Raw genomic sequence first — 22,427 nt, 5'->3', positions numbered from 1 at the left:
TCGGTCGACGGGCTCCCTGTGGCAATGTGCCGGTCAGGGCTCCTTGACCTCGTCGAACAGGTCCTCGACGGCCGCGACGATCCGCCGGGTGGCCAGGGAGGCGGCGTCCGGGCCGTCGAACGGGTGCGCCACGCCCTCGGCGACGCCCTCGACGGTGGCGAGGTGGGCCCCTGGATGGCAGACGACGTCCGGCTCGGGCAGGTTGGCCAGCAGGAACTCGCCCTGGCTCGCCCGCGCCTGCGACGGGTGCGCCCCCCGCCGCACCCACCGCAGGTTCCCCGACCGGTCCAGACGGTAGACGCCGGGGCCGTGGGCGGCCGACACGCGTACGGGGGTGTCGCGGGCCAGGCGCACCCTGACGTGGAACGGCCCGCCCGGCCGGGCCGAGCGCAGCAGCGTGCGCTGGTTGAACTCCTGCGCGTCCCCCAGCCAGGTCACCGGCCCGCCGAGCATCACCGACAGGTGGGCCAGCACGAACGGGGGCAGCCCGGCGGCCTGCTGGTTGACCGACGACACCTCGGTGCCCTCCTGGTGCCGCCACTTGATCGCCGTCAGGTAGACGCGTTCGCCCGGGGTGAGGATGGCCTCCACGCTGAACAGGCCGGCCGCGCCGTACCTGCGCCAGGCCCAGAACGCGATGCGCTCGGCGCACTCGATGAGCAGCGCGGCGGCGGGCGTCGGCCAGGGGCGCGACCAGTCGTCGCCGGTGCTGCGCATCGGCCCGGCGCCCAGCTCGGCGATCCCGGCCGAGGTGTGGGCGGGGCGGTCGGCGTACACCCGGACGGCGCCGTCGCGGTCCGGCACGCTGAGCACCGCGATCGTGCACGGCCAGCCCGGCACGTACGCCGCCACCCGGTACGGCCCGAGCAGCCGGGCCGCGCGCGGCATGTCGCCCTCGCCCGCGACGACCACGGTGCCGTGCCGGTCCGCCCGCCGGCCCGCCTGCACCACGACCCGCTCGGTGCCGACCGCGCGCCGCAGCTCGGCCAGTCCGGGCAGCCGCTCGACGTGCACGCAGGGGACGCGGGCCACCGCCGGCACGCCGGCCGCCCGCAGCAGGTCGTCCAGCAGGTGCTTGGCCTCGATCGCGGCCCGCACGTCGGCGTCGATGGCCGCGACGACCCCGCCGGGCCCGGCCAGCTCGCGCAGGCGGGCGTTGTCGTACCAGGTGAAGACGACCGGCGGGCGGTCCAGCTTGAGCAGGTGCCGGGCGGCCTCGTGCCGGACGCGGGGCAGCCAGGCGTGCCGCTCGGCGACCGACCGGGTCCTGGTGCGCTCCTCGGCGGCGACGACCATGCCGGGCAGCGCCGGGTCCCACGCCGTGTAGCAGCCGATGCTCAGCGCCGGGCGCAGCACCTCGACCGGGGCCGGGCCGGTGTAGCCGGTGCGCAGCGCGGTGCTGAACCGTTCGACGCAGACCAGCGGGCGGCCCGCCAGCGCGGCCGTCAGCTCCTCCTGCGCCGCCTCCTCCAGGCCGGTCTCGCGCCGGCCCGCGCCGTGCAGCCCCTCCATCAGCCCCTCCCTCGCCGTCCTCCGCTCGGCGCCGTCCCCGAGGGGACACGGCCCGCACTCTTGACGGTGCGCCACGTCCGGCGGACCGTCGAGGCCACAGTGATGTGAAGCGATGTGAAGATGAGATGCCGCCCCGGCGTACCCACCCAGTCGTCAACCGGGCGCTGGCGGCGTTGATCGAGCAGGCGGGCTGGACGCACGCGGCCACCGCGCGGCACGTCAACGCCGTCGCCGCCGAGAGTGGCGAGCGCGTGCACTACGACCGCTCGGCGGTCGGCCACTGGCTGACCGGCACGATCCCGCGCCCCGAGGCGGTGCGCGCGGCGGTCGAGGCGTTCCGCCGCCGCCTGGGCAGGCCCGGCCTGCGCCCGGCGCATCTGGGCTGGCCGGAGCCGGGCGGGTCGCCGTCCGCCGACGATCCCTGGCGCGGCGACCCGGTCGCCCGGCTCGCCGTGCTGGGCGAGGACGACCTGCTCAACCGGCGCACGTTCACCCTGGCCGCGTTATCCGGCTTGTCCGGCTTATCGGTCCTGTCCGCGCGGCGGGCGGGCGGCCGCGCGGCGGGCCGCCGGGCCGGCGCGGGCGACGTCGAACGGATCCGCGCCACCACCCGCGCCTTCGCCGACCTGGACGACCGCTACGGCGGCGGCCACGCCCGCGCCGCGGTCGCCGCCTACCTGTCCCGCGAGGTCACGCCCCTGCTGCACGGCACGACCGGCCGCCGCAGGCCCGACCTGTTCGCCGCCGCCGCCGAGCTGAGCTACCTGGCCGCCTACATGGCCATGGACGCCGGCGCCCACGCCCTGGCCCAGCGCTACTACATCAGCAGCGTCCGGCTCGCCGACGAGGCCGCCGACCTGCTGCTGCGCGCCACCGCCCTGCGCAGCATGGCCGTCCAGGCGGCCGAGCTGGGCCACGACGGCGAGGCGTTGGCCCTGGCCGAGGCGGCCGCGTCCGCGCTGGCCGGGCACGGCCCCGCCCGCACCCAGGCGTGGATCACCGGCATGCGCGCCGAGACCCACGCCGCCGCCGGCACCCGCTGGGACGCGCTCAGGCTGCTCAGCCGTACCGAGACCCAGCTCGAACGCGCCGACTCCGTCCCCGAGTCGGAGTGGACGGGCAACTACCGGCGCGAGTCCCTGGAACACCAGATCGGCCTGACCCTCACCCAGCTCGGCGACCACGCCACCGCCGCCCGCCACTTCGCCGCGTCGATGCGGGCCAGACGGCCGGTCGAGCTGCGTACCCGTGCCCTGATCGGGCTGCGGGCCGCCCACTCCCTCCTCCGCGCGGGGGAGGTGGACCAGGCGGCGGCCACCGTCCTCGACCTGAGCGACGACATCCGGCTGATCTCCTCGGCCCGGGTCCGGGAGGAGCTGCGCGGCCTGCGCGCCGCCTGGCAACCCCACCGCGGCAACCCCCTGGTCAGCCGCGCGGACCGCTCGGTCGCGGGCTGACCCCGCACCAGCGCCGTCCAGGCGGGCCGGGCGCGGGGCGGGGCGGGGGGCCGTGTGTACGTCGGGCCCGGCTCTAGGATCGCGGCGTGATCAGGAACGCGTACTGCTCCTTCTGCGGCGCCGCCTTCGCCCCCGGCCAGCCCTGGCCGCGCACCTGCGCGGCCTGCGGGAACACCAGCTACCTCAACCCGCTGCCGGTCGCGGTGACGCTGCTGCCCGTCGACGACGGCCTGCTCGTCGTCCGCCGGGACGTCGAGCCGCGCCGCGGCGAGCTCGCGCTGCCCGGCGGGTTCATCGACCTGGGGGAGTCCTGGCAGCAGGCGGCCGTGCGCGAGCTGCGCGAGGAGACGGGGGTGGTGGCCGAGGCCGCCGACGTCACGCTCTTCGACGTGGTCAGCGCCCCGGACGGAACCGTGCTGATCTTCGGACTCGGCCCGCGTGTCACCGCCTCCGCGCTGCCGCCGATGGAGGCCACGGACGAGACGAGCGAGTGGGTGGTCATCGACGGGCCCGCCGAGCTGGCCTTCCCCGCCCACACCCGGATGGCGTCCGCCTACTTCACGGGACGGGACCGTCGCGGGCCGGAGTGAGCGGGTTGGGCGGCCGGCGGGTCAGCTCAGGTCGAGGCCCGGGTAGAGCGGGTGGGCGGCCAGCAGCTCGGCCGCCGCGGCGCGGGTCTTCTCGGCGGTGCTCTGCGACAGGTCGTACCTGGCCTTGGAGGTGGCCGACGGCGTGGTGTCGGCCAGCACGCCGACGATCAGCTCGGCGACCCGGTCGAACTCCTGCGTCCCGAACCCGCGCGAGGTGAGCGCCGGGGTGCCGATCCGGATGCCCGAGGTGTACCAGGCGCCGTTGGGGTCGCGCGGGATCGCGTTGCGGTTGGTGACGATCCCGGCGTCGAGCAGCGCCGACTCCGCCTGCCGGCCGGTCAGCCCGTACGTGGACACGTCGAGCAGCACCAGGTGGTTGTCGGTGCCGCCGGTGACCAGCCGTACGCCGCGGCGCGCCAGGCCCTCGGCCAGGGCGACCGCGTTGGCGGCCACCGCCCGCGCGTAGTCGGCGAACGCGGACTGCCGGGCCTCGGCCAGGGCGACGGCCTTGGCCGCCATCACGTTGCCGAGCGGGCCGCCCAGCACCATCGGGCAGCCCCGGTCGATGGAGTCGGCGTACTCCCGCCGGCACAGCACCAGGCCGCCGCGCGGCCCGCGCAGCGACTTGTGCGTGGTGGTCGTCGTGACGTGCGCGTACGGCACCGGGTCGTGCACGCCGGTGAACACCTTGCCCGCGACCAGCCCGGCGAAGTGCGCCATGTCCACCATCAGGACCGCGCCCACCTCGTCGGCGATCTCCCGCATGCGGGCGAAGTCGATGCGCCGCGGGTAGGCCGAGTACCCGGCGATCAGGATCAGCGGGCGGAACTCGCGGGCGGTCGCGCGCAGCGCGTCGTAGTCGAGCAGGCCGCTCTCCGGGTCGGTGCCGTAGGAGCGCTGGTGGAACATCTTGCCCGAGATGTTGGGACGGAAGCCGTGGGTCAGGTGACCGCCCGCGTCCAGCGACATGCCGAGGGCCCGCTGGTCGCCCAGGGCCTTGCGCAGGGTCTCCCAGTCGTCCTCCGACAGGTCGTTGACGTGCCGCGCGCCGGCGGCGGCCAGGGCCGGGGCCTCGACCCGGTGGGCCAGGATGCCCCAGAACGCCACCAGGTTGGCGTCGATGCCCGAGTGGGGCTGGACGTAGGCGTGCTCGGCGCCGAACAGGGCCTTGGCGTGGTCGGCCGCCAGCTGCTCGACGGTGTCGATGTTCTGGCAGCCGGCGTAGAAGCGGTGGCCGATCGTGCCTTCCGCGTACTTGTCGGACAGCCACGTGCCCATCGTCAGCAGGACGGCCGGGGAGGCGTAGTTCTCGCTCGCGATGAGCTTCAGCGAGGCGCGCTGGTCGGCCAGCTCGGCGCGGATCGCGCCGGCCACGCCGGGCTCCACGGCGGCGATCACGTCGAGCGCGTTGCGGTAGGCGGCCGACACGGTGGCCGCGTCGTGGGCGCCGTAGGAATGGGGGTGCTCTTCAGCCATGACTTCTCCCGAGCCGTCGAAGTGAGGGCACCCAGGCGCGCGGCGACGTCCAGGACCGCTCCCCGGTGGTCAGTCCCACCTTACGATCACGCCAGTCACGATCCGAGGCTGACACTACGGTCATCGGCCGGAGCCGTGCAACGAGGGAGGCGCTTGAGCCTCCACCAAGGGGAGACGCCAAGGTGGAGCCATGGACGGCGGCACCCTCTACACGATCGGCGACCTGGCGCGGCGGACCGGGCTCCCGGTCAAGACCATCAGGTTCTACTCCGACCGCGGGATCGTGCCGCCGGTGGAACGCAGCCCGGCCGGCTACCGCCTCTACGACGCCGCCGCCGCGGCCCGTCTCGACCTCGTGCGCACGCTGCGCGACCTGGGTGTGGACCTGGTCACGGTCCGCAAGGTCGTGGACCGCGAGCTGACGCTCGCGCAGGTCGCGGCGGCGCACGCCGAGGCGCTGGCGGTGCGCATCCGTACGCTGCGGATGCGGCGCGCGGTGCTGACGGCGGTGGCCCGGCGCGGCTCGGGGCCCGAGGAGATGGAGCTCATGCACAGACTCGCAGGACTGTCGGAGGACGAACGCCGCAGCCTGGTCGGCGACTTCCTGGACGCCGCCGTCCCGGACGCCGGGCCGGGGCTCGCGGGGGTCAGGGTCTCGCTGACCCCCGAACTGCCGGACGACGCCGAGCCGGAGCAGGTGGAGGCGTGGCTGGAACTGGCCGAACTGATGGCGGACCCGTCCTTCCGCGCGAGGCTGCACGACCTGACCACCGACCACGCCACCGACCACGCCACCGACCATGCCGCGGGCCATGGGGAAGGGGTGCTGCGGGACGCCGTGTCGCTGGGCGTGTGGGCGGCGGGGAAAGCGCTGGCGGCGGGCGTGGATCCCGCCGCGCCCGAGTCCGCGCCGGTCGTGGCGACGGTCGCCGGCGGGTACGCACGCCTCCTGGGCCGTCCCGACGACGCCGGCCTCCGGCGGCGGCTGCTGGCCAGGCTGACAGCGGCGAACGACCCCCGCAAGGAGCGCTACCTCCGCCTGCTCGCCGTGATCAACTCCTGGCTGCCCCCGGCCCCGTCGGCCCCGGCCCTCGACTGGCTCGTCACCGCCCTGCGCGCCCACCCGGCCCCCTGAACCCAGGCCCCGAAGACACCACCGGACGGGGCTCAGCCGCGGGCGGGGGCCTCGGCGGTGGCGGGGCCGGTCTCGGGGAGGCCCCGGGTCAGCAGGCGGGCGCCGATGCCGAGCAGCGCGCTGACGACCAGCGTGACGCCCATCGGCAGCCCGGTGTCCTCGCCGCCCAGGCCGACCAGCGGCGAGACCAGCGCCCCGAGCGCGAACTGCAACGCGCCCATCACGGCCGCCGCCGTGCCGGTCGCGTACGGCGCCCGCCCCACCGTCAGCGCCGCCGCGTTCCCCATGATCAGCGTGACCGAGCTGACCAGCACGAACAACACCGGCAGCACCGCCACCGCGGCCACCCCCGCCCCCAGCAGCACCAGCAGGACGGCCGACAACCCCAGCACGGCCCCCTGCCCGGTCCGCAGCAGCCCCTCAGGGCTGAACCGGCGCACCAGGCGCGCCGCGACCAGGCCGGTCAGCGTCATGCCCAGCGCGTTGGCCGCGAACGTCACGGTGTAGGCGGGGGTCGACAGGCCCAGGACGTTCTGCACCACGAAGGGCGAGGCCGAGATGTACCCCATCAGCCCCGCGAAGCCGAACGCGAAGGAGAAGGCGTAACCGAGATAGCCCCGGTCGGCGAACAGCCGCCGCACGGTCCGCCCGGTGGCGGCCAGGCCGCCCGCGTGCCGGCGTCCGGGCGGCAGCGTCTCGGGCACGACGAGCGCCGAACCGAGCAGCATCACGGCCGAGATCCCGGCCATCACCCAGAACTCCGCGCGCCACCCGGCGGGCGACAGCGCGCCGCCGATCAGCGGGGCCACGACGGGCGCGACGCCGACCACCGAGGCCAGCAGCGAGAAGATCCGCGCCGCCGCCCGGCCGGAGGTCAGGTCGGCCGCCACCGCGCGGCCGATGACGATGCCCGCCGACCCGGCGAACCCGTGCACGAAACGCAGGGCGACGAGCGTCCGGATGTCCGGCGCCAGCGCGCACAGGACGCAGGCGGCCAGGGCCGCGGCGGTGGCCAGCAGGATCGGCCGGCGGCGGCCGAACCGGTCCGACAGCGGCCCGATGACGAGCTGCCCCAGCGCCAGCCCGGTGAGGAACGCGGTCAGCGTGAGCTGCACGCCGGCCGCGCCCGTCCCCAGGTCGGCCGCCAGGTCGGTGAACACGGGCAGGTACATGTCGGTGGCCAGCGGCGCCACCGCCGACAGCAGGCCGAGCACGACCAGCAGCGGCCCGGACACCCCGGTCCTGGTCACGAGGCCCGCCCCGGCGGGCAGTGGCGCTGATGGCAGTGGTGGGGAGTGGCGAACTCCATGGTGTCTCCAAGACGGCCGCGCGGCTAGAGACCTAGGATGTTCCGTGATCCGGCCACGGCTAACCGCGCCACCGGCAGCCGAGGGCGAGACGTTACCGCAGGTCCACCCGCCACCGGAGCCCGGGTGGGTCGCGTCGCCGCCGAGACAGGAGCATCGCATGACCGCCCGGCTGCCCGCCCTTCCCCCGGAGGACCTGGACGACGCCCAGGCCGAGGTCTACCGCGCCGTCACGGGCGGCCCCCGGGCGGCGGGTCCCCAGGTCTTCCCCCTCGCCGACGAGCGGGGACGGTTGCGCGGCCCGTTCAACGCCATGCTGCTGAGCCCGCCGGTCGGCGGCGCGCTCCAGGCGCTGGGCGCGGCGGTGCGCTACGGCTCGGTGCTGCCCGACCGGGCCAGGGAGCTGGCGATCCTCGTGGTCGCCGCCCACTGGGGCAGCGACTTCGAACGCGACGCGCACGAGGCGGTGGGCCGGTCCTGCGGCCTGACCGAGGCCGAGCTGACCGCGGTGCGCGAGGGACGTCCGCCCGACCTGGCCGACCCGGCCGAACGCGCCGCCGTGCGCGCCGCCCGCGAGCTGACCCGGGCCGGGACGCTGGACGGGGAGGACTACCGGGCGGTCACGGCGGCGCTCGGCGAGCGCGGCCTGTTCGAGCTGACCACCCTGGTCGGCTACTACGCCACGCTGGCCCTCCAGCTACGCGTCTTCGCGGGCGAGCTCCCCCCGGAGCGCCGCGAGGGCTGACCGGCGGCGGTTCACTCGTCTCACGTCGTGCGGTGTCCGGTGGGTCTGGTGGCCAGGGCGATCAGGGCCGTTCTCGGGACCTCCGCCACGTACTGGCCGTCGCGCCGGTAGACGACCGGGCGGGACGGTGCGGCCGGCTCCGGCGGGCGGCGCGTCCCGTGGTCGAAGTGCCGTTCCAGGACCCGCCAGGCCGCCTCGGCGTCCTCCAGGGCGGCGAAGTACCCGCCCAGGCCGTACATGTCGGCGACGTAGCGGCACATCCGCTCCTTGGCGGCCCGCTCGCTCCCGGCCCGGACGATCAGCGGGTCGTACAGGTCGAGCACCCGTACGGGCAGGCCCGCGTCGGCGAACAGGGCGGACAGGCCGGGCCGGGTGAAGTGCCGGTAGGCGTGCCCGCCCGCCGCGTGCGGATGCACGACCTGCGCGAAGAAGCCCGCCATGGGGCCGGAGTCGTCGAAGTCGTGCAGCACGATCCGGCCGCCCGGCCGCGCCACCCGCGCGGCCTCGGCCACCGCGCCCGGCCGGTCCGCCGGGGGGATGTGATGGGTCCCGTACGCCAGCAGCACCCCGCCGACCGACCCCTCCCGCAGGAACAGGAACTGGGCGGCCTGGCGCACCGCGGGCAGCCCCTGGGCGAGGGCCCGGTCGACCATCTGGCCGGACAGGTCGCCGGTGATGATCGCCGGTTTGGCGTCCAGGCTGCCGAGCCGCCCGGCGGCCGCCCGCGCGACCGTCCCGTCCCCGCCGAGGACGTCCAGCAGCAGCGGCGGCCCGGCCGCCGGATCGGGGGCGAGCAGCCCGAGCAGCGCCCGGATGCCGGTCCAGCGCACCAGCGCGTCCTGCTGCGCCCGGCGGTAGGAGTCCCCCCGCCCGTCGCGGTCGGAGTCGAACTCGCTGCTGGTCGCGGCGAGCACGCCGAGTGCGCGCGCCGCGCCCGGCCGGTCGAAGTCCAGCACGGCGTGCAACTGCGGATGGACGGTCGCGACCAGGCGCAGGTACTCGTCCAGGGTCAGCGAAGGGAGATAGGAGGCGCGCACCGGCCCTCGTCCTTTCCTGGTCACGTGCTGGATGGCGGGGACGGGAGCTGCGGCGGGTCGAGGCGGTGGCCCAGCCCGCCGACGAGCCGGGTGACCAGCTCGCTGCGGGCGGCGAACAACCGGCTGCGCGGCTCCAGCCGCACCCCGAACTGCTTCTTCGTCTCGTACGCCGCGCCGCCGAGCCGCAGCCTGCGCGCGCCCGAGCCGACGGCGGCCCGTACGCACGCCGTGAGCAGCGCGTGGTAGACGGCGGTGCCCCCGGTGAGGGCGTAGTCGCGCCCGATCCACCGGGCGACCAGCTCGTCGCCGTCGCGCAGCAGGGCGACGCAGCCGGCCGGCACGCCGTGCCGGCGGGCGGCCAGGACGGTCAGGTCCGCGCCCAGGGCGCCGGCCGCCTCGGTGAACAGGCGCGGCCGGTAGAAGACGTGCGGCCCGTGGCGGAGGTCCACCGCGGCCACCATCGGGCCCAGCCGGTCCAGCAGCCGGTCCGGCTCCCCGCCGGGCCCGCCCGTCAGCGGCCGGACCTCGACGCCCTCCCGCGCGGCCCGGCGCTGCGTGCGCCGGATCTCGGCCCGCCTCTTGCGCGGCAGGTGGTCCAGGTACGCCTCGTACGACGGCCACGTCAGGTCCAGCAGCGTCTCCGGCAACCAGCCCAGGCGGCTGTACCCCGGCTGCCCGGCGGTGTACGGCAGGTGGTCGACGACGCAGAACAGCAGCCGCTCGCGCCTGACCAGCGACCGCACCGCCCGCAGCAGGACCCGCCGCTGCGGCCCCTCACCGCCCAGCAGCCCGGACGTCGCCGTCATCGGCGCCTGGACCTGGAGGAACGGCCACCTCCTGGTCAGCCGCCCGAACCGGGACTCCAGCACCGGGTTGTGCAGCCGGTGCTCCAGCGCGCACACCGCCGCGGCCACGAGCCCGCCGTCCTTGCGGACCAGCAGGTAGCGCGGCCGGTGCCCGGACAGGACGCGTTCGGCCAGGGCCAGCCAGTGATGCCGCACGAAGGGCACGCCGTCGGCGAGCGCGTCCCACTCCCCGGCCCCGACCTCGCCGATCGAGGCCGCCACCTCAACGCTGTACATCGCCCACCTCGCCGGCCGGGCGGGCCACGTCAGCGCCGTCCATCGCCGCGCACCTCGAAGCGCAGCGCCCGGGTCACGGCGGCGGCGGCCGCGTCCAGCTCCGCCGGGCCGGACGCGTGCACCACGAACCAGCCGAGCCGGTCGGAGACGTCGCGGTAGGGCCGCACCCGCTGGCCGGGGCGGGCCAGCAGGACCAGCTCGGCCACCTCCGGCAGCGCCCTGGCCGCCTCCACGCCGGACACCGACACCAGCTCGCCCGCCCGCCCGGCGGTCAGCACCCGCCACAGGACCGGCCGGGGCGGGTGCGGGCGCAGCTCGATCGGCAGGCCGACCGCGGCCTGCACGGCGGTCCGCACCGGATCGACGCCGTAGCAGGACCGCACCATGTCGTCGGTGCCGTTGCCGCCCGTGCGCAGCCCGAGCTCGATGACGTACGGCCGGCCGTCCGGGGTGACGATCAGGTCGAGGTTGAGCGGGCCGCGCCGGTAGTCCAGGCGCTCGCAGACCTTGTCCATGATCGAGCGCGTGGTGTCCAGGACGCCGCCGGGCAGCCCGGCCGGCATCCGGCGGCTCATGGTCAGCACCAGCGGCGGCGGGCTCACCGTCTGCAGGCTGGTCGCGACGAACGCCACGCGCCCGTCGTCCACGACGCACTCGCAGTTGCACAGGATCCCGCGGATCTCCTCCTCGACCATCACCAGCCCGCCGTACGAGCTGCGCCTGGCCTCCTCGGCGGCGGCCAGCACGTCGCCGGGGGAGGCGCACCTGCTCACCCCGCGCCCGCTCTGGGCGTCGGCGGGCTTGACGACCACGGGGAAGCGCAGCCCGCGCGCCCGGACCGCCAGGTCGGCCGGGTCGTCGCCGATGATCCACGGGTAGGAGGACACGCCCAGGTCGTCGAGGATGCCGCGCAGCACCCATTTGTCCACCGAGGCCCGCGCCGCCGTCTCCGACAGCCGGGCCGGCAGCCCGTACGCGTCGGCCACCGCGCGCAGCGCGGGCACCGCGACGTCGCTGGAGGGGGCCACCACGCCCGCCAGGTCGGCACGTCCGGCGAGCGCGGCCGTGACGGCGGCCGGGTCGTGCGTGCTGACCGGCAGGTACTCGTCGGCGAGGGCGACGCCGGGCGCGTCGGCCGAACGGTCGACGGCGATCGTCCGCAGGCCCATGCCGGCCGCCGCCCGGTAGGTGGACAGCGAGCCGTCGGCGGCCCCGAGCACCACCAGGGACCTCGCGCCGCTCACCGGCCCGCCTCCTGGCCGCCCCGGTCGTCCGTCCGCCGCTTGCGGGCCCAGAACGGGCCGAGGGCCAGGGCGTCCGCGCCCGTCCTGAGGTAGCAGGCGACGGCGTCCTCGGGGGTGCACACGATCGGCTCGTCGTCGTCGCGGAAGGAGGCGCCGGCCAGCATCGGCACGCCGGTCAGCGCCTCGAAGCGGGTGATCAGGGAGTGGAAGAGCGGGTTGGCGGCGCGGCTCACCGTCTGCACGCGGGCGCTGCCGTCCACGTGCGTGATCGCGGGCACCTCGCCGCGGCGGTGGTCCAGCACGTCGAAGCCGAGCAGCATGACCGGCGAGGGATGTGCGCCGGTGAAGTAGTCCCGCGACCGCTCGGCCAGGCACGACGGCGCCAGCGGCAGGAACGGCTCCCGGCGCCTGACCCGTTCGTTCATGCGCGCGGCGGACGTGGGGTCGCGCGGGTCGGCCAGCAGCGAGCGGTTGCCCAGGCCGCGCGGCCCGCACTCCGTCCGGCCCTGGAACCAGCCCACGATCAGGCCGTCGGCGATGCGGGCGGCGGCGTGCCCGGCGATGTCGTCCGGACGCAGGTAGTCCACGCCCGCGTCGCGCAGCGCCTTCTCCATGCGTTCCGCGGTGAAGCCGGGCCCGGCGAAGACGTGACCGCCCGCCGGGCGGGGCCGGCCGTACAGGCCGACGCTCACCTCCAGCGCCGCGCCGAGCGAGGCGGCGGCGGGCTGGGCGAACAGCTCCTCGAAGCCGGACTCGGCCAGCAGGCGGCCGTTCAGCATCGGGTTCATCGCCGTCTCGCCGGCCACCGCGAGCCGGGTCGTCCCGGTCGTCTCGCGCAGCCATCGGGCCAGGTGCAGCCCGGCCCGCTCAAGGGTGGCCTGGAGGGCGAAGGCGATGTCCACGGCGTGCTGGGTGAGGGCCTCACCGGCGGGTGGGCCCGGCGGCCCGAAGGCGTCGAGGAACTTCGCCGAGACCGTGTGCCGCCCGCCGCCCGGGTGCGGCTCGAACCAGCTCAGGTCCAGCTCGTGGCCGCCGTACGGGGTCAGGCGCAGCAGGTCGGCGAAGGGCTGGACGTAGGTGTCGCCGCCGTACGCCGCCAGCGCCATCACCTTGTCCTCGTCCAGGCCGGGACGGAAGCCGAGGTAGCCGGTGACCGCCGCGTACAGGGCGCCCAGCGCGTGGCGGTGCCCGACGTGCCGCAGGTGCCTGATCCGGTCCCCGTCGGCCACGGCCAGGCCGGTGCCGGTGCCGTCCATCGTGAGCACGGCGGCGGAGTCGAACGGGCTCACATGGAAGGCGCCGGCCGCGTACGCGCGGTGGTGTTCCACCAGATGCACCCCGAACCCGGCCGGCCCGGTGTGCCCGGCGGCCTCCTTGACCTCCCAGCCGGGCGGGGAGCCCGTCCGCTGCCCGTGGAAGGCCACGTGGTCCACCTCGTCCAGCCCGATCCCCGCCTGTTCCAGGCAGTACGCGACCGCCCGGCGGGGGAACCGGCCGTCGTGCCGGACGCGGGTGAGCCGCTCCTCCTCGGCGAACGCCACGATCTCGCCGTCGCGCACCAGCGCCGCCGCAGAGTCGTGCGCCAGGGAGATGCCCAGTACGTACATGTCGTCACTCCGAGTCTCGCGAGATCAGCATCCGGCGCATCACATGGGCCTTCACGGGCACCCCGAGGGCGAGCGCCACCAGGCCCCCGGCCGCCCCCGACCACGGCACGACGACGACCGCCAGCGAGGCGGTGGCCACCAGCCCGGCGAACGCGCCCGCCGACGTCACGGCGAGCACGTCGTTGTTCGTGTTCTCCACCAGGTAGGCCGCGTACATCACGGTCAGGAAGAGCGCCAGGACGACGACGACCAGCCCCGCCAGCACCGGTGGCGACGTCGCGAGCCCCCACCGGAGCAGGACGGCGCAGGCGACGGCGACGGCGGCCCCCGCCCACCCGGCCCGGCCCAGCAGCCGTGCCGCACGAGCCCGCCCGGCCCGCCCGGCGAGCCCGCGCAGCCGTCGCGAGGTCGCGGGCTGCGCGACCCGCAGCAGGTAGATCACGAGCTGGCAGACCGCGACCGCCGGAAGCAGCGCGAGATACAGCACGCCGCTCTGCCCCGCCCGCCCCGAGGCGCCCAGCACCAGGTACACGACCGCGAAACAGAGCGCGTCACACAGGTCGGCCGCCCCCAGCAACCAGGTGGCCCGCGACAGGGGACGCAGCAGCGACCGCCGCCCACGGCCGGGAGGAGGGCGCAGCCAGTCGCGGGGCAGCGCCGCGAGCGCCACGCAGGTCACCGCGACCGTCCCGGCCAGGACCAGCAGCAGGTGCGTCTGCGGCGGCCAGCCGATCCACAGGGTGGCGGCGGTGACGGCGAGCACCACGCCGCCGCTCGCCGCGAACGCCGCCGTGTCCAGCACGGGCCGGCCCCGTACGCGGTGCAGCCCGGAGACCGTCATCAGCAGGCCCGTGCAGGCCGACCACGCCCCGGCCGCGAGACAGAGGGCCGCCATCGACGACGGCGCGGTCACCGCCACGGGAACGAGCACCGCCAGCAGCACCGCGACCGGCGCGGCGGACATGGCCACCGTCAGCCTGGCCACCGCCGGGCCGGTCCGCCTGACCCGCGCCAGCGTCTTCAGCGCGGCCTTCTCCGGCGCGTCCGCGACCAGGAGCAGCCATCCGCACAGCCCGAGCGCGGTGGCGTAGTGGCCGAACGCGGACCCGTCCCACACGGCCGCCGGCGCCGCCGCGGCGACCTGCGTACCGGCCCTGAACGCGCCCCGCCCCGCCAGCAGCCGCAGCACCGCCACCGGCCGGAGGCGGGACGCGGCGTGCGCGTCGGGATGGGTCTGGGTCAACGTGGTCCCCCGTCGGTCGCCTGACGGCGTGGTGGCGTTCGTGCGCCGGGTCAGAGCGTCCGCCGTGCGGCCGGAATACCGGCCGGGGGGCCCAAAACAGATCAGTCGGCGGACGCCGGCGGTGGTCAGGCGGCGCCGGAGCGTTGTGCGGCCTGGTAGACGGCCATGGCCTCGTTCCCGAAGAAGGGGCCGAACATGAAGTCGGGGGCGAAGTCGTACTTGAAGCTGTTGACGGAGTTCAGCCAGCCGAGGCCGCTGGAGGTGTCGAACCCCTCGAACCACGGCCCGCCGCTCGACCCGCCGGTCATCGCGCAGCGCAGCCCCTGGTCGCGGGTCCTGACCGGGTCCTTGAACACCCGCCCGCTGCAGAACACCAGGTCGGAGCCGTCGAAGGGGGCGGCGGCCGGGTAGCCGAAGGAGAACATCTGCCGTCCGGTGGGCTGGTTGAAGGCCACCCCCTGGCCGCCGACGACGTCGGTGAGCGTGCGCCCCTGTAAGGGCGCGACCACGGCGGCGGCGACGTCGAAGTTGATGTCCTCGTTGGCGTTCCACTGCTGGGTGGTCAGCAGCCGGGTGGCCACCCACGTGCCGAACGGGCGGCGGCCGTCGTCGAAGCCCGGGACGAACACCCAGTTGCGGTGGGCGGTGCCGTTCATCTTGACGCAGTGGCCCGCGGTCATCACGACGCTCTCGTTGGCACTGGTCACCGCGGTGCCCGAGCAGGAGGCCGTCCGCCCCTCGGCGGTGGTGAAGAAGACCCGGCCGACCGTGCGGGCGACGCCGCCCCCGTCGGCCCAGGCCTGGCCAGGACTGTCCTGCGCGGGCGCCGCCCGGCGGGCCGCCGCCGTGCTTCCGGCGAGCGAGGAGGCCGCCGCGCCGGTCCAGGAGGAGGTCGTGATCCGGCGGCCGCCCGTGACGCCGCGGGTCGCCCAGGGCGTGCCCTGCGTCGGCCCGTCGGAGGACGTCCCGCGGCGCGGCGCGGGCGCGGAGAGCGGCCTGGCCGCCCGCATGCGCTCCGGCGTCCAGTAGTCCATGACGGTCCTGCGCTGGGACGACGAACCGGCCCCCGACCAGCCCACGGGGCCGCGGTCCAGGGTGGTCCCGGCCTGCGCGGGGACCGGCGCGCCCGCAACGGCGAGCGCGACGACGGCGAGCAGGGCGACTCTGCGGTGCATGACGTACCTCCGAAACCGGGACCGGGATCTGCCGTCAGGAGGTACGCGCGCGGCCCCCGCGCAGGCTCAAGCCATGCGCAATCGGGTATGGGCGCGGCCGGATTACACACCCGGCTACACACTCTGGACCATGCCGCCCGGCCGTCCCCCTTCCTAGCCTGGGGGCCATGACTGGTTGGACGGAGACGGTCCTGCTGCGGGCGGCCGCTCTCGGCCCGCGCGTGGCGGTCGCCGAGGCCGCGAGCGGCGCCACGCTCACGTACGGCACGCTCGCCGTCCGCGCCCGCCAGGCCGCCCAGGGCCTGCGGCGGCGCGGCCTGCGCCCCGGCGACCCGGTGGTCGTGCTGCTGCGCGGCGGCTGCCACCTCCCCGTCGCCGGGTACGCCGTGCTCGCCGCGGGCGGCGTGGTCGTGTCCATCCCCGGCGGACCGGCCGCCGCCGGCGCCCGCATCATGATCACCGACCGGGACGACGCCGACGCCATCGCCCAGGAGGCCGACATCCGGCAGGTCTACTCCTTCACCGGCATCCCCGGCACCGCCGGCTTCGACAGCCTGCTCGGCGCCGACGGCCCGATCGAGCCCACCGCCCGGCTCACCACCGCCCGCAAGGTGGGCGCCGCCGACGTCGTCCTGGTCGCCGGGGCCGACCTGCGGGCGTACGACATGGTGCTCGGCGCGGGCGCGCGGCTGGTCGCGGCGCACGAGCCCGACCCCGCCGAGTGCCGCAGGATCATCACCGAGCACGACGTCACCCTGCTGATCGACGCGCGGCTGCGGATCGTCCCGGTCCGCGCCCCCGATCCCGCGCTTGGGGCAAACCTCTGACAGCTCGTGAGGGCGGTGTCACACTGGGTGCCAATCCTGGGGTCCAGACACATGAGGATCATGGTGACGTTGCTCAGACACAACCTTCCCGCCGAGCCCGACAGGTTCATCGGCCGGGAACGGGATCTGGAGGAGCTGTGCGGGCTGGTCGGTGAGGTCAGGCTGCTGACGCTCAGCGGCGTCGGAGGCACCGGCAAGACCCGATGCGCGCTGCAGATCGCCTCCCGGCTGGTGCCGTCCTTCCCCGACGGGGTCTGGCTGGCCGAGCTGTCCAGGCTGACCCGGGCCGACCTGCTGGTCCACGAGATCACCAAGATGCTGGGCGTGCACGAGGAGGGCGTGCGGCCGCTGCTCGACACGCTGGTCGACTTCCTGCGCGGCAAGAAGCCGCTGCTCGTCCTGGACAACTGCGAGCACCTGGTCGAGGCCTGCGCCGAGCTGGCCGAGCGGCTGCTGACCTCGTGCGAGGACCTGCGGCTGCTGGTGACCAGCCGGGAGCCGCTGAAGATCCCCGGCGAGCTGGTGTGGCGGGTGCCGCCGCTGGCGCTGCCCGGCCCGGCGGAGGCGGCCGAGGAGGTCGAGCGGGTCGAGTCCGTGCAGCTCTTCCTCGACCGGGCGCGCTCGGCCGGGTCGGGGCTCGCGGTCACCGGCGCCAACGCCGGCGACATCGCCCGGCTCTGCCACGCCCTCGACGGCCTGCCGCTGGCCCTGGAGCTGGCCGCGGCCAGGACCGCCGCGATGTCGCCCGGCCAGATCTCGGCCCGGGTCAACGACCGGTTCCGGCTGCTGACGGCGAGCGGCCGTACCGCGCCGGCCCGGCAGCGCACCCTGCTGGCCACCCTCGAATGGAGCCACGACCTGCTCTCGCCGCGGGAACAGGTGCTCTTCCGGCGGCTCGCGGTGTTCAGCGGGCCGTTCACCCTCGACCTGGCCGAGTCCGTCTGCGCGGGGCCGAGCCTGGCCGCCGCCCAGGTCCTCGACGTGCTCAGCGGCCTGGTCGACAAGTCGCTCGTGCTGTTCGACCAGAGCAGCTCGTGCTACCGGCTGCTGGAGTCGGCCCGCCAGTTCGCCGCCGGGAAGCTGGAGTCGGCCGGCGAGGCCCGGCACCTGCGCGACCGGCTGCTCCACGGCCTGGCCGACCTCGCCCACCACCACGGCCGCGACGTGTGGGCCACGCCCGGCCTGACCTGGCCCGAGCGCTACGCCCGGCTGCTCGCGCTCCAGGACCTGCTGGGCAACGCCCGCGAGGCCCTGTCCTGGGCCGTCGAGTCCGGCCTGGCCGAGCCCGGCCTGCGGCTCGCGTGCGGCTACATGCCGCTGTGGGCCGGGTTCGGCGAGCTGACCGAGGGCCGCCGCTGGTACGAGAGCCTGCTCGCGCTGCCCGCCGCCCGCGCCCTCGGCGACCTGTCCGCCGAGGCCCTGCTCCACCACGCCAACCTGGCCTACGAGCAGCAGGACGCCGCCGCCTGCGGCGAGTCGGCCGCCCGCGCCCTTGAGCTGCGCCGCGCGACCGGTGACGACTTCATGCTGGCCTTCACCCTCGTGATCGCCGGCATGTACGAAGGCACCAAAGGCGACATCGCGCTGGCCGCCGAGCGCGGCGAGGAGGCCCTGGAACTGGCCCTGCGCGTCGGCAACGGCCTGATCGAGGCGTCGGCGCGGCTGCTGCTGTCCGGGGTGGCCGCCTTCCACGGCCTCCGGCGCGAGTCGCTGATCAGGGGCGAGGAGGCCATCGAGGTCTACTCCCGCTTCGGCCACCTGTGGGGGGTCACCAGGGCCCACCTGGAGCTGGGCCGCTTCGCCGACTTCCTCGGCGACCTCGACAGCGCCCGCCGCCACCTGGAGGAGTGCGCCGAGCTGGCCGAGGAGATGGCGGCCAAGCCGGTCCTCGCGACCAGTCTCGGCCTGCTCGGCGCGGTCCTGGCCCGCCAGGGCGAGGCGGAGCGGGCCAGGGCGCGGCTGGCCCGGTGCGTGACGCTGAGCCGGTCCATGGGGCAGCACCTGCCGATCATCTCCGCGCTGGTCGCGCTGGCCGTCCTGGCCGAGAAGCAGCACGACCTGGAGACCGCCGTACGCCTCTGGGCCGCGGCCAAGGCCATGGAGGAGCGGCTCGGGCTGCCCGTCTGGACGTCCGCCACGCCCGAGCCGCTGCTCGCCCGCGCCCGCGCGGAGGCCGGTGAGGGGCAGGTCCAGCTCTGGTGGACGATGGGCGGCGGCATGACGGAGGAGGAGGCCCTGCGCTACGGCCTCCAGGGCGAGCGCCCGGCCCAGGGCGCGCCGCGGCCGCCGGCGGGACCGGCGTCGGTGCTCACGCCGCGCGAGCGGGAGATCGTCGTGCTGATCAGCCGGGGGCTGTCCAACCGGGCCATCGGCGAGGAGCTGTTCATCAGCCCCGCCACCGCCGCCCGGCACGTCGCCAACATCCTGCTCAAGCTCAACTTCGGCTCGCGCACGCAGGTCGCCGCCTGGGCCGCGGAGCACGGCGTCCTCCACTGATCCCGCCGGGTCCTCGGCGGGGCCGGTCATCGGCCCGCGGCCAGCTCGGCGGGCCGGGCCGATGGCGGGTCGAGGACCGCCGTGAACAGGTTGCCGGCCCGTTCCCGGAAACGTTCGGCGGCCGGCTCGTCGCCGGTGCGGCGGTGGGCCCGTCCCAGCGTCACCAGGGCCCGCGCCTCGCCCAGCTTGTAGCCGCTGCCGGCGTGCACGCGGGCCGCGCGGGCGGCGTAGGAGATGGCCAGGCCCGGATCGCCGGCCGCCAGCGCCGCCTCCGCGCCCGCCGCCAGCGCCGCGCCCTGCACCAGCACCGCGCCCGCCTTCCTGGCCAGCGCCAGCCCCGCCAGCGTGTCGCGCATGGCGGTCACGTGCTCGTCCAGGCGGGTACGCGCCACGGCCAGCCCCACGAGCGCGTCCGCCTGGCCCACGGCGGCGCCGATGCCGCGGGCCCGCTCCAGCGCGGCGCTCAGATGCCCGACGGCGGCGCCGGGGTCGGTCTGGCAGCCGATCCGGCCGAGCCCGAGCAGGGCGTCCAGCTCCAGCTTGGGATCGCCGACCGCCAGCGCCCGCCGCAGCGCCTCCTCGGCGTAGCCGAGCGCGTCGGCCCGCCGGCCCGCGTCCAGGTGCACGTCGGCCAGCTCCCTGCACAGGTCGGCCTGGTACCGTTCGCCGATCGCGGCGCCGAGCCCGCGCGCCGCCGTCAGGCACCGGACGGCCTCGCCCAGCCGGCCGGTCAGCCGGAGCACGTTGCCGAGGCTGGCCAGCGCGGCGGCCTCGGTCGCCGGCAGTCCGCGGTCGCGGCAGAGCGACACCGCCTCGCTCAGGCGTTCCTCGGCGGCGTCGAGCCGGCCCATCTGGGTCAGCGCCAGCCCGAGGTCGACGAGCGGCGCGGCCCCCACCCGCGAGGAGCGCCGCGAGCCGTCCACGGCCAGGGTCAGCAGCCGCCGGGCCGCGCCGAGCCTGCCCTGCTGGAGGTGGACCACGCCGAGCGCGGCCAGCGCCGCGAGCTTCCCCTCCGGCCAGCCCGCCAGCTCGGCGGCCGTGAACGCCCCCCGCAGCTCCACGACCGCCTCGGTCAGCTCGGCCGCCCGCCACCGGGTGGCGGCCAGGCAGTGCCCGACGGCCGCCTGGCCCAGGTGGTCGCCGGCCGCGCGGGCGGCCCGCCGCGCGTCCCGCAGCACGTCCGTCCAGCCGGGCTGGCCGCCGGTCAGGTCGAGGTAGCCGTTCATGGCGTCGATGAGCCGCCAGGCGTACGGGTGGTCCGGGGCGTTCCGGACGGCGGCGACGAGGTTGGCGCGTTCGGCGTCCAGCCAGGCCAGCGCGGCGGCGGCGCCGGTGAAGGCGGGCGGGCGGCCGGAGCCGTCGGCGGGGGCGCGCAGCAGGTGGGGGTAGGCGACGTCGCCGGCCTCCCGGACCATCCGCAGGTACCAGGCCATCAGCGCGTCCAGGGCGCGGGCCCGTCCCGGCGCTGCCTCCTCGGCCAGCACGCGTTCGCGGGCGTACTCCCGCATCAGGTCGTGGAAGGTGTAGCGGCCCGGCTCCGGCTCCTCGACCAGGTGCGCGGCGGCGAGCCCGGACAGCAGCCGGTCGGCCTCGGCGGGCGCGGCCCCGGCCAGCGCGCCGGCCGCCCCCGCGGTGAACGTGGGCCCGGGGACGAGCGCGAGCAGCCGGAACAGCCGCCGCGCCGCCGGATCCAGGCGGTGATAGGACAGGTCGAACGCGCCGCGCACGGCCGCGTGCGGATCTCCGGTGACCGCCAGGGCCGATAATCGGGTGCCGGTGAGCCGGCGCACCTGACCGGCGATGTCGCCGACGGCTTTCCCGCCCGGCCGGCCGAGGATGCCCGCGGCGGCGATGCGCAGCGCCAGCGGCAGCCGGCCGCACGCCCTGGCCAGGTCGAGCGCCGCGTCCCGCTCGGCGGCCAGCCGCTCGCCGCCGAGGATCCCGCCGAACAGCGTGACCGCCTCGCCGGTGGACAACACGCCGAGCGGGACGGGGATCGCGCCGTCCCGGGCGACCAGGCCGTCCAGGCGGCCCCTGCTGGTGATCACGGTGGCGCAGCGCCGTCCGCCCGGCAGCAGCGGGCGGACCTGCTCCTCGCTGCCGGCGTTGTCCAGCACCACCAGCACCCGCCGGTCGGCCAGCAGGCTGCGGTAGGCCGCGCTGGCCTCCTCCACCGTGCCGGGCACGCGCTCGGCGGGCAGGCCCAGCCCGCGCAGGAACCGGCCGAGCGCCTCGATCGGCAGCAGCGGCCGCTCGGCCGAGTGCCCGCGCAGGTCCACGTAGAGCTGGCCGTCGGGGAAGCGGTGGCGGTTGCGGTGGGCCCAGTGCAGGGCCAGGGCCGTCTTGCCCGATCCGCCCGCGCCGGTCAGCACCGAGATCGCCGTCCCGCCGCCGGCCGGGTCGCCGCCGCCCGCGAACGCCTCGCCGCCGGGCGCGAGCGGGTCGCCGCCGGGCGCGAACGCGTCGCCGCCGGGCGCGAGCGGGTCGAGCAGCCGGAGCTCGGCCGTCCGGCCGGTGAACTGGCCGGGACCGGGCGGTAGTTGCGCGGGCGTCACCGTTTCCCGGGAATCGGCCCGCCTGATCGGCGGAACGTTCCCGCGCAGGATGCGCTGGTGCAGTCGCCGTAGCTCGGGGCCGGGGTCGAGGCCCAGTTCCTCGGTGAGGCGGCGGCGGGTGCGCTCGTACCGCTCCAGCGCGTCCACGCGGCGGCCGGCCCGGCACAGCGCCAGCATGAGCAGGCCGACCAGCCCCTCGCGGAACGGGTGCTCGGCGACCAGCGCGATCAGCTCGGGGACCAGCACGGCCGCGCGGCCCGCCCGGACCTCGGCGTCCAGGCACTCCTCGACGGCTCCGAGACGTTCCTCGGCGAGCGCGTCGCGCAGCCGGTCCAGCAGCTCGCCGCCGGAGACGCCGGTCAGCGGCTCGCCGCGCCACAAGGTCAGGGCGCGGCGCAGCCCGGTGGCCTGCCGCTCGGCCGTCTCCCCGGCGCGCGCCCGGGTGACCGCCGCGCGGAACTCGTGCACGTCCACCTGCCCGGGGTCCAGGCCGAGCTGGTAGCCGCGCGGGCGGTAGGCGATGGTGACGCCGGCCGCGGCCAGGAGGGGACGCAGCCGGGAGACGTACCCCTGCACCAGGTTGCGCGCCCCGGCCGGAGGACGCTCGCCCCACAGGCCCTCGATCAGCCGGTTCACCGAGACGAGCCGGCCCGCGTCCAGCGCGAGCAGGGCCAGCGCCGCGCGCTGCCGGGGCGGCCCGAGCGGGATCTCCTGGCGCCCCCGCCATGCCCGCACCGCCCCCAGGAGCCCGATCTTCAGTACGTCCGCCAGACCCGCCCGTGCTGTTTCGTCTGACATATCGCATTTCCCCTTTGCCACGTCGCAGGCCGCCATACAGGAGACATGACAGGCAGTACAGCCGAAATCCTGACGCCATCAAGCCCCCGTGCAGCGCCCTGCTGCACTCTGAACGCGATCTCGCTTGGGTTCGCTCCACAT

Annotated in this window: 16 protein-coding genes and 1 riboswitch; of the genes, 6 read left to right on the top strand and 10 right to left on the bottom strand. The window is 76.1% G+C overall.

Annotation, left to right across the window (positions count from 1 at the left end; genetic code table 11):
* Positions 1–33: 33 nt before the first annotated feature.
* On the bottom strand, positions 34–1,512 hold the full coding sequence (locus ABZ444_RS35155) for a hypothetical protein (protein WP_358006628.1): 1,479 nt from the start codon (positions 1,510–1,512) through the stop codon (positions 34–36).
* A 125-nt stretch (positions 1,513–1,637) separates the two neighbouring features.
* Here ABZ444_RS35155 and ABZ444_RS35150 point away from each other — a divergent pair, with 125 nt between their 5' ends.
* Together ABZ444_RS35150 and ABZ444_RS35145 are read left to right on the top strand one after the other, a co-directional pair.
* On the top strand, positions 1,638–2,969 hold the full coding sequence (locus ABZ444_RS35150) for a hypothetical protein (RefSeq protein ID WP_358006625.1): 1,332 nt from the start codon (positions 1,638–1,640) through the stop codon (positions 2,967–2,969).
* An 86-nt stretch (positions 2,970–3,055) separates the two neighbouring features.
* Positions 3,056–3,559 carry an NUDIX domain-containing protein gene (locus ABZ444_RS35145; protein ID WP_358006622.1) on the top strand — a complete coding sequence of 168 codons (504 nt, stop codon included), beginning with the start codon at positions 3,056–3,058 and terminating at the stop codon, positions 3,557–3,559.
* 21 nt (positions 3,560–3,580) lie between these two features.
* Here ABZ444_RS35145 and ABZ444_RS35140 read toward each other — a convergent pair whose 3' ends face one another.
* Positions 3,581–5,035, bottom strand: coding sequence for a glycine hydroxymethyltransferase (locus tag ABZ444_RS35140; protein WP_358006619.1), 1,455 nt, complete (start codon positions 5,033–5,035; stop codon positions 3,581–3,583).
* A gap of 22 nt (positions 5,036–5,057) precedes the next feature.
* Positions 5,058–5,144: riboswitch (ZMP/ZTP riboswitch) on the bottom strand.
* An 81-nt stretch (positions 5,145–5,225) separates the two neighbouring features.
* On the opposite strand from ABZ444_RS35140, the gene ABZ444_RS35135 reads away from it, so the two are divergent.
* Complete coding sequence (locus tag ABZ444_RS35135) at positions 5,226–6,170, top strand: MerR family transcriptional regulator (protein WP_358006617.1); 945 nt, start codon at positions 5,226–5,228, stop codon at positions 6,168–6,170.
* A 32-nt stretch (positions 6,171–6,202) separates the two neighbouring features.
* On the opposite strand, the gene ABZ444_RS35130 is transcribed toward ABZ444_RS35135, so the two are convergent.
* Positions 6,203–7,420 carry a multidrug effflux MFS transporter gene (locus tag ABZ444_RS35130; protein WP_358006614.1) on the bottom strand — a complete coding sequence of 406 codons (1,218 nt, stop codon included), beginning with the start codon at positions 7,418–7,420 and terminating at the stop codon, positions 6,203–6,205.
* Between the two features lie 217 nt (positions 7,421–7,637).
* Here ABZ444_RS35130 and ABZ444_RS35125 point away from each other — a divergent pair, with 217 nt between their 5' ends.
* Complete coding sequence (locus ABZ444_RS35125; protein ID WP_358006611.1) at positions 7,638–8,222, top strand: carboxymuconolactone decarboxylase family protein; 585 nt, start codon at positions 7,638–7,640, stop codon at positions 8,220–8,222.
* Positions 8,223–8,242: 20 nt separating this feature from the next.
* Here ABZ444_RS35125 and ABZ444_RS35120 read toward each other — a convergent pair whose 3' ends face one another.
* The 6 genes from ABZ444_RS35120 to ABZ444_RS35095 form a co-directional block, all read right to left on the bottom strand.
* The gene (locus ABZ444_RS35120; protein WP_358006608.1) at positions 8,243–9,259 is read right to left on the bottom strand and encodes a methyltransferase domain-containing protein; all 1,017 of its coding nucleotides are present in this window, start codon (positions 9,257–9,259) and stop codon (positions 8,243–8,245) included.
* Between the two features lie 20 nt (positions 9,260–9,279).
* Positions 9,280–10,341, bottom strand: coding sequence for a GNAT family N-acetyltransferase (locus ABZ444_RS35115; protein WP_358006605.1), 1,062 nt, complete (start codon positions 10,339–10,341; stop codon positions 9,280–9,282).
* Between the two features lie 29 nt (positions 10,342–10,370).
* Entirely contained in the window at positions 10,371–11,585 is a 1,215-nt protein-coding gene (locus tag ABZ444_RS35110) for a hypothetical protein (protein ID WP_358006602.1), read from the bottom strand.
* A complete protein-coding gene (locus ABZ444_RS35105) occupies positions 11,582–13,192 on the bottom strand; it encodes a carbamoyltransferase C-terminal domain-containing protein (RefSeq protein ID WP_358006599.1) in 1,611 nt (536 codons plus the stop codon). Before ABZ444_RS35105 ends, ABZ444_RS35110 begins: the two co-directional genes overlap by 4 nt.
* A gap of 4 nt (positions 13,193–13,196) precedes the next feature.
* Positions 13,197–14,435: a hypothetical protein gene (locus ABZ444_RS35100; protein WP_358006596.1), complete on the bottom strand. Its 1,239-nt coding sequence runs from the start codon at positions 14,433–14,435 to the stop codon at positions 13,197–13,199.
* A gap of 125 nt (positions 14,436–14,560) precedes the next feature.
* The gene (locus ABZ444_RS35095; protein ID WP_358006593.1) at positions 14,561–15,610 is read right to left on the bottom strand and encodes a trypsin-like peptidase domain-containing protein; all 1,050 of its coding nucleotides are present in this window, start codon (positions 15,608–15,610) and stop codon (positions 14,561–14,563) included.
* A gap of 167 nt (positions 15,611–15,777) precedes the next feature.
* On the opposite strand from ABZ444_RS35095, the gene ABZ444_RS35090 reads away from it, so the two are divergent.
* Both ABZ444_RS35090 and ABZ444_RS35085 read left to right on the top strand, forming a co-directional pair.
* Entirely contained in the window at positions 15,778–16,437 is a 660-nt protein-coding gene (locus tag ABZ444_RS35090; protein ID WP_357979816.1) for an AMP-binding protein, read from the top strand.
* Between the two features lie 69 nt (positions 16,438–16,506).
* Positions 16,507–18,933: a LuxR C-terminal-related transcriptional regulator gene (locus ABZ444_RS35085; protein WP_358006590.1), complete on the top strand. Its 2,427-nt coding sequence runs from the start codon at positions 16,507–16,509 to the stop codon at positions 18,931–18,933.
* A 26-nt stretch (positions 18,934–18,959) separates the two neighbouring features.
* On the opposite strand, the gene ABZ444_RS35080 is transcribed toward ABZ444_RS35085, so the two are convergent.
* The gene (locus tag ABZ444_RS35080; protein ID WP_358006587.1) at positions 18,960–22,286 is read right to left on the bottom strand and encodes a BTAD domain-containing putative transcriptional regulator; all 3,327 of its coding nucleotides are present in this window, start codon (positions 22,284–22,286) and stop codon (positions 18,960–18,962) included.
* Positions 22,287–22,427 lie beyond the last annotated feature (141 nt).

Origin of the sequence: Nonomuraea sp. NPDC005730, assembly GCF_040630865.1 — a bacterium.
Taxonomy (GTDB): Bacteria; Actinomycetota; Actinomycetes; order Streptosporangiales; family Streptosporangiaceae; genus Nonomuraea.
Note: the sequence above shows the minus strand (reverse complement) of the source record. Positions and strands in the feature narration are given on the sequence as shown.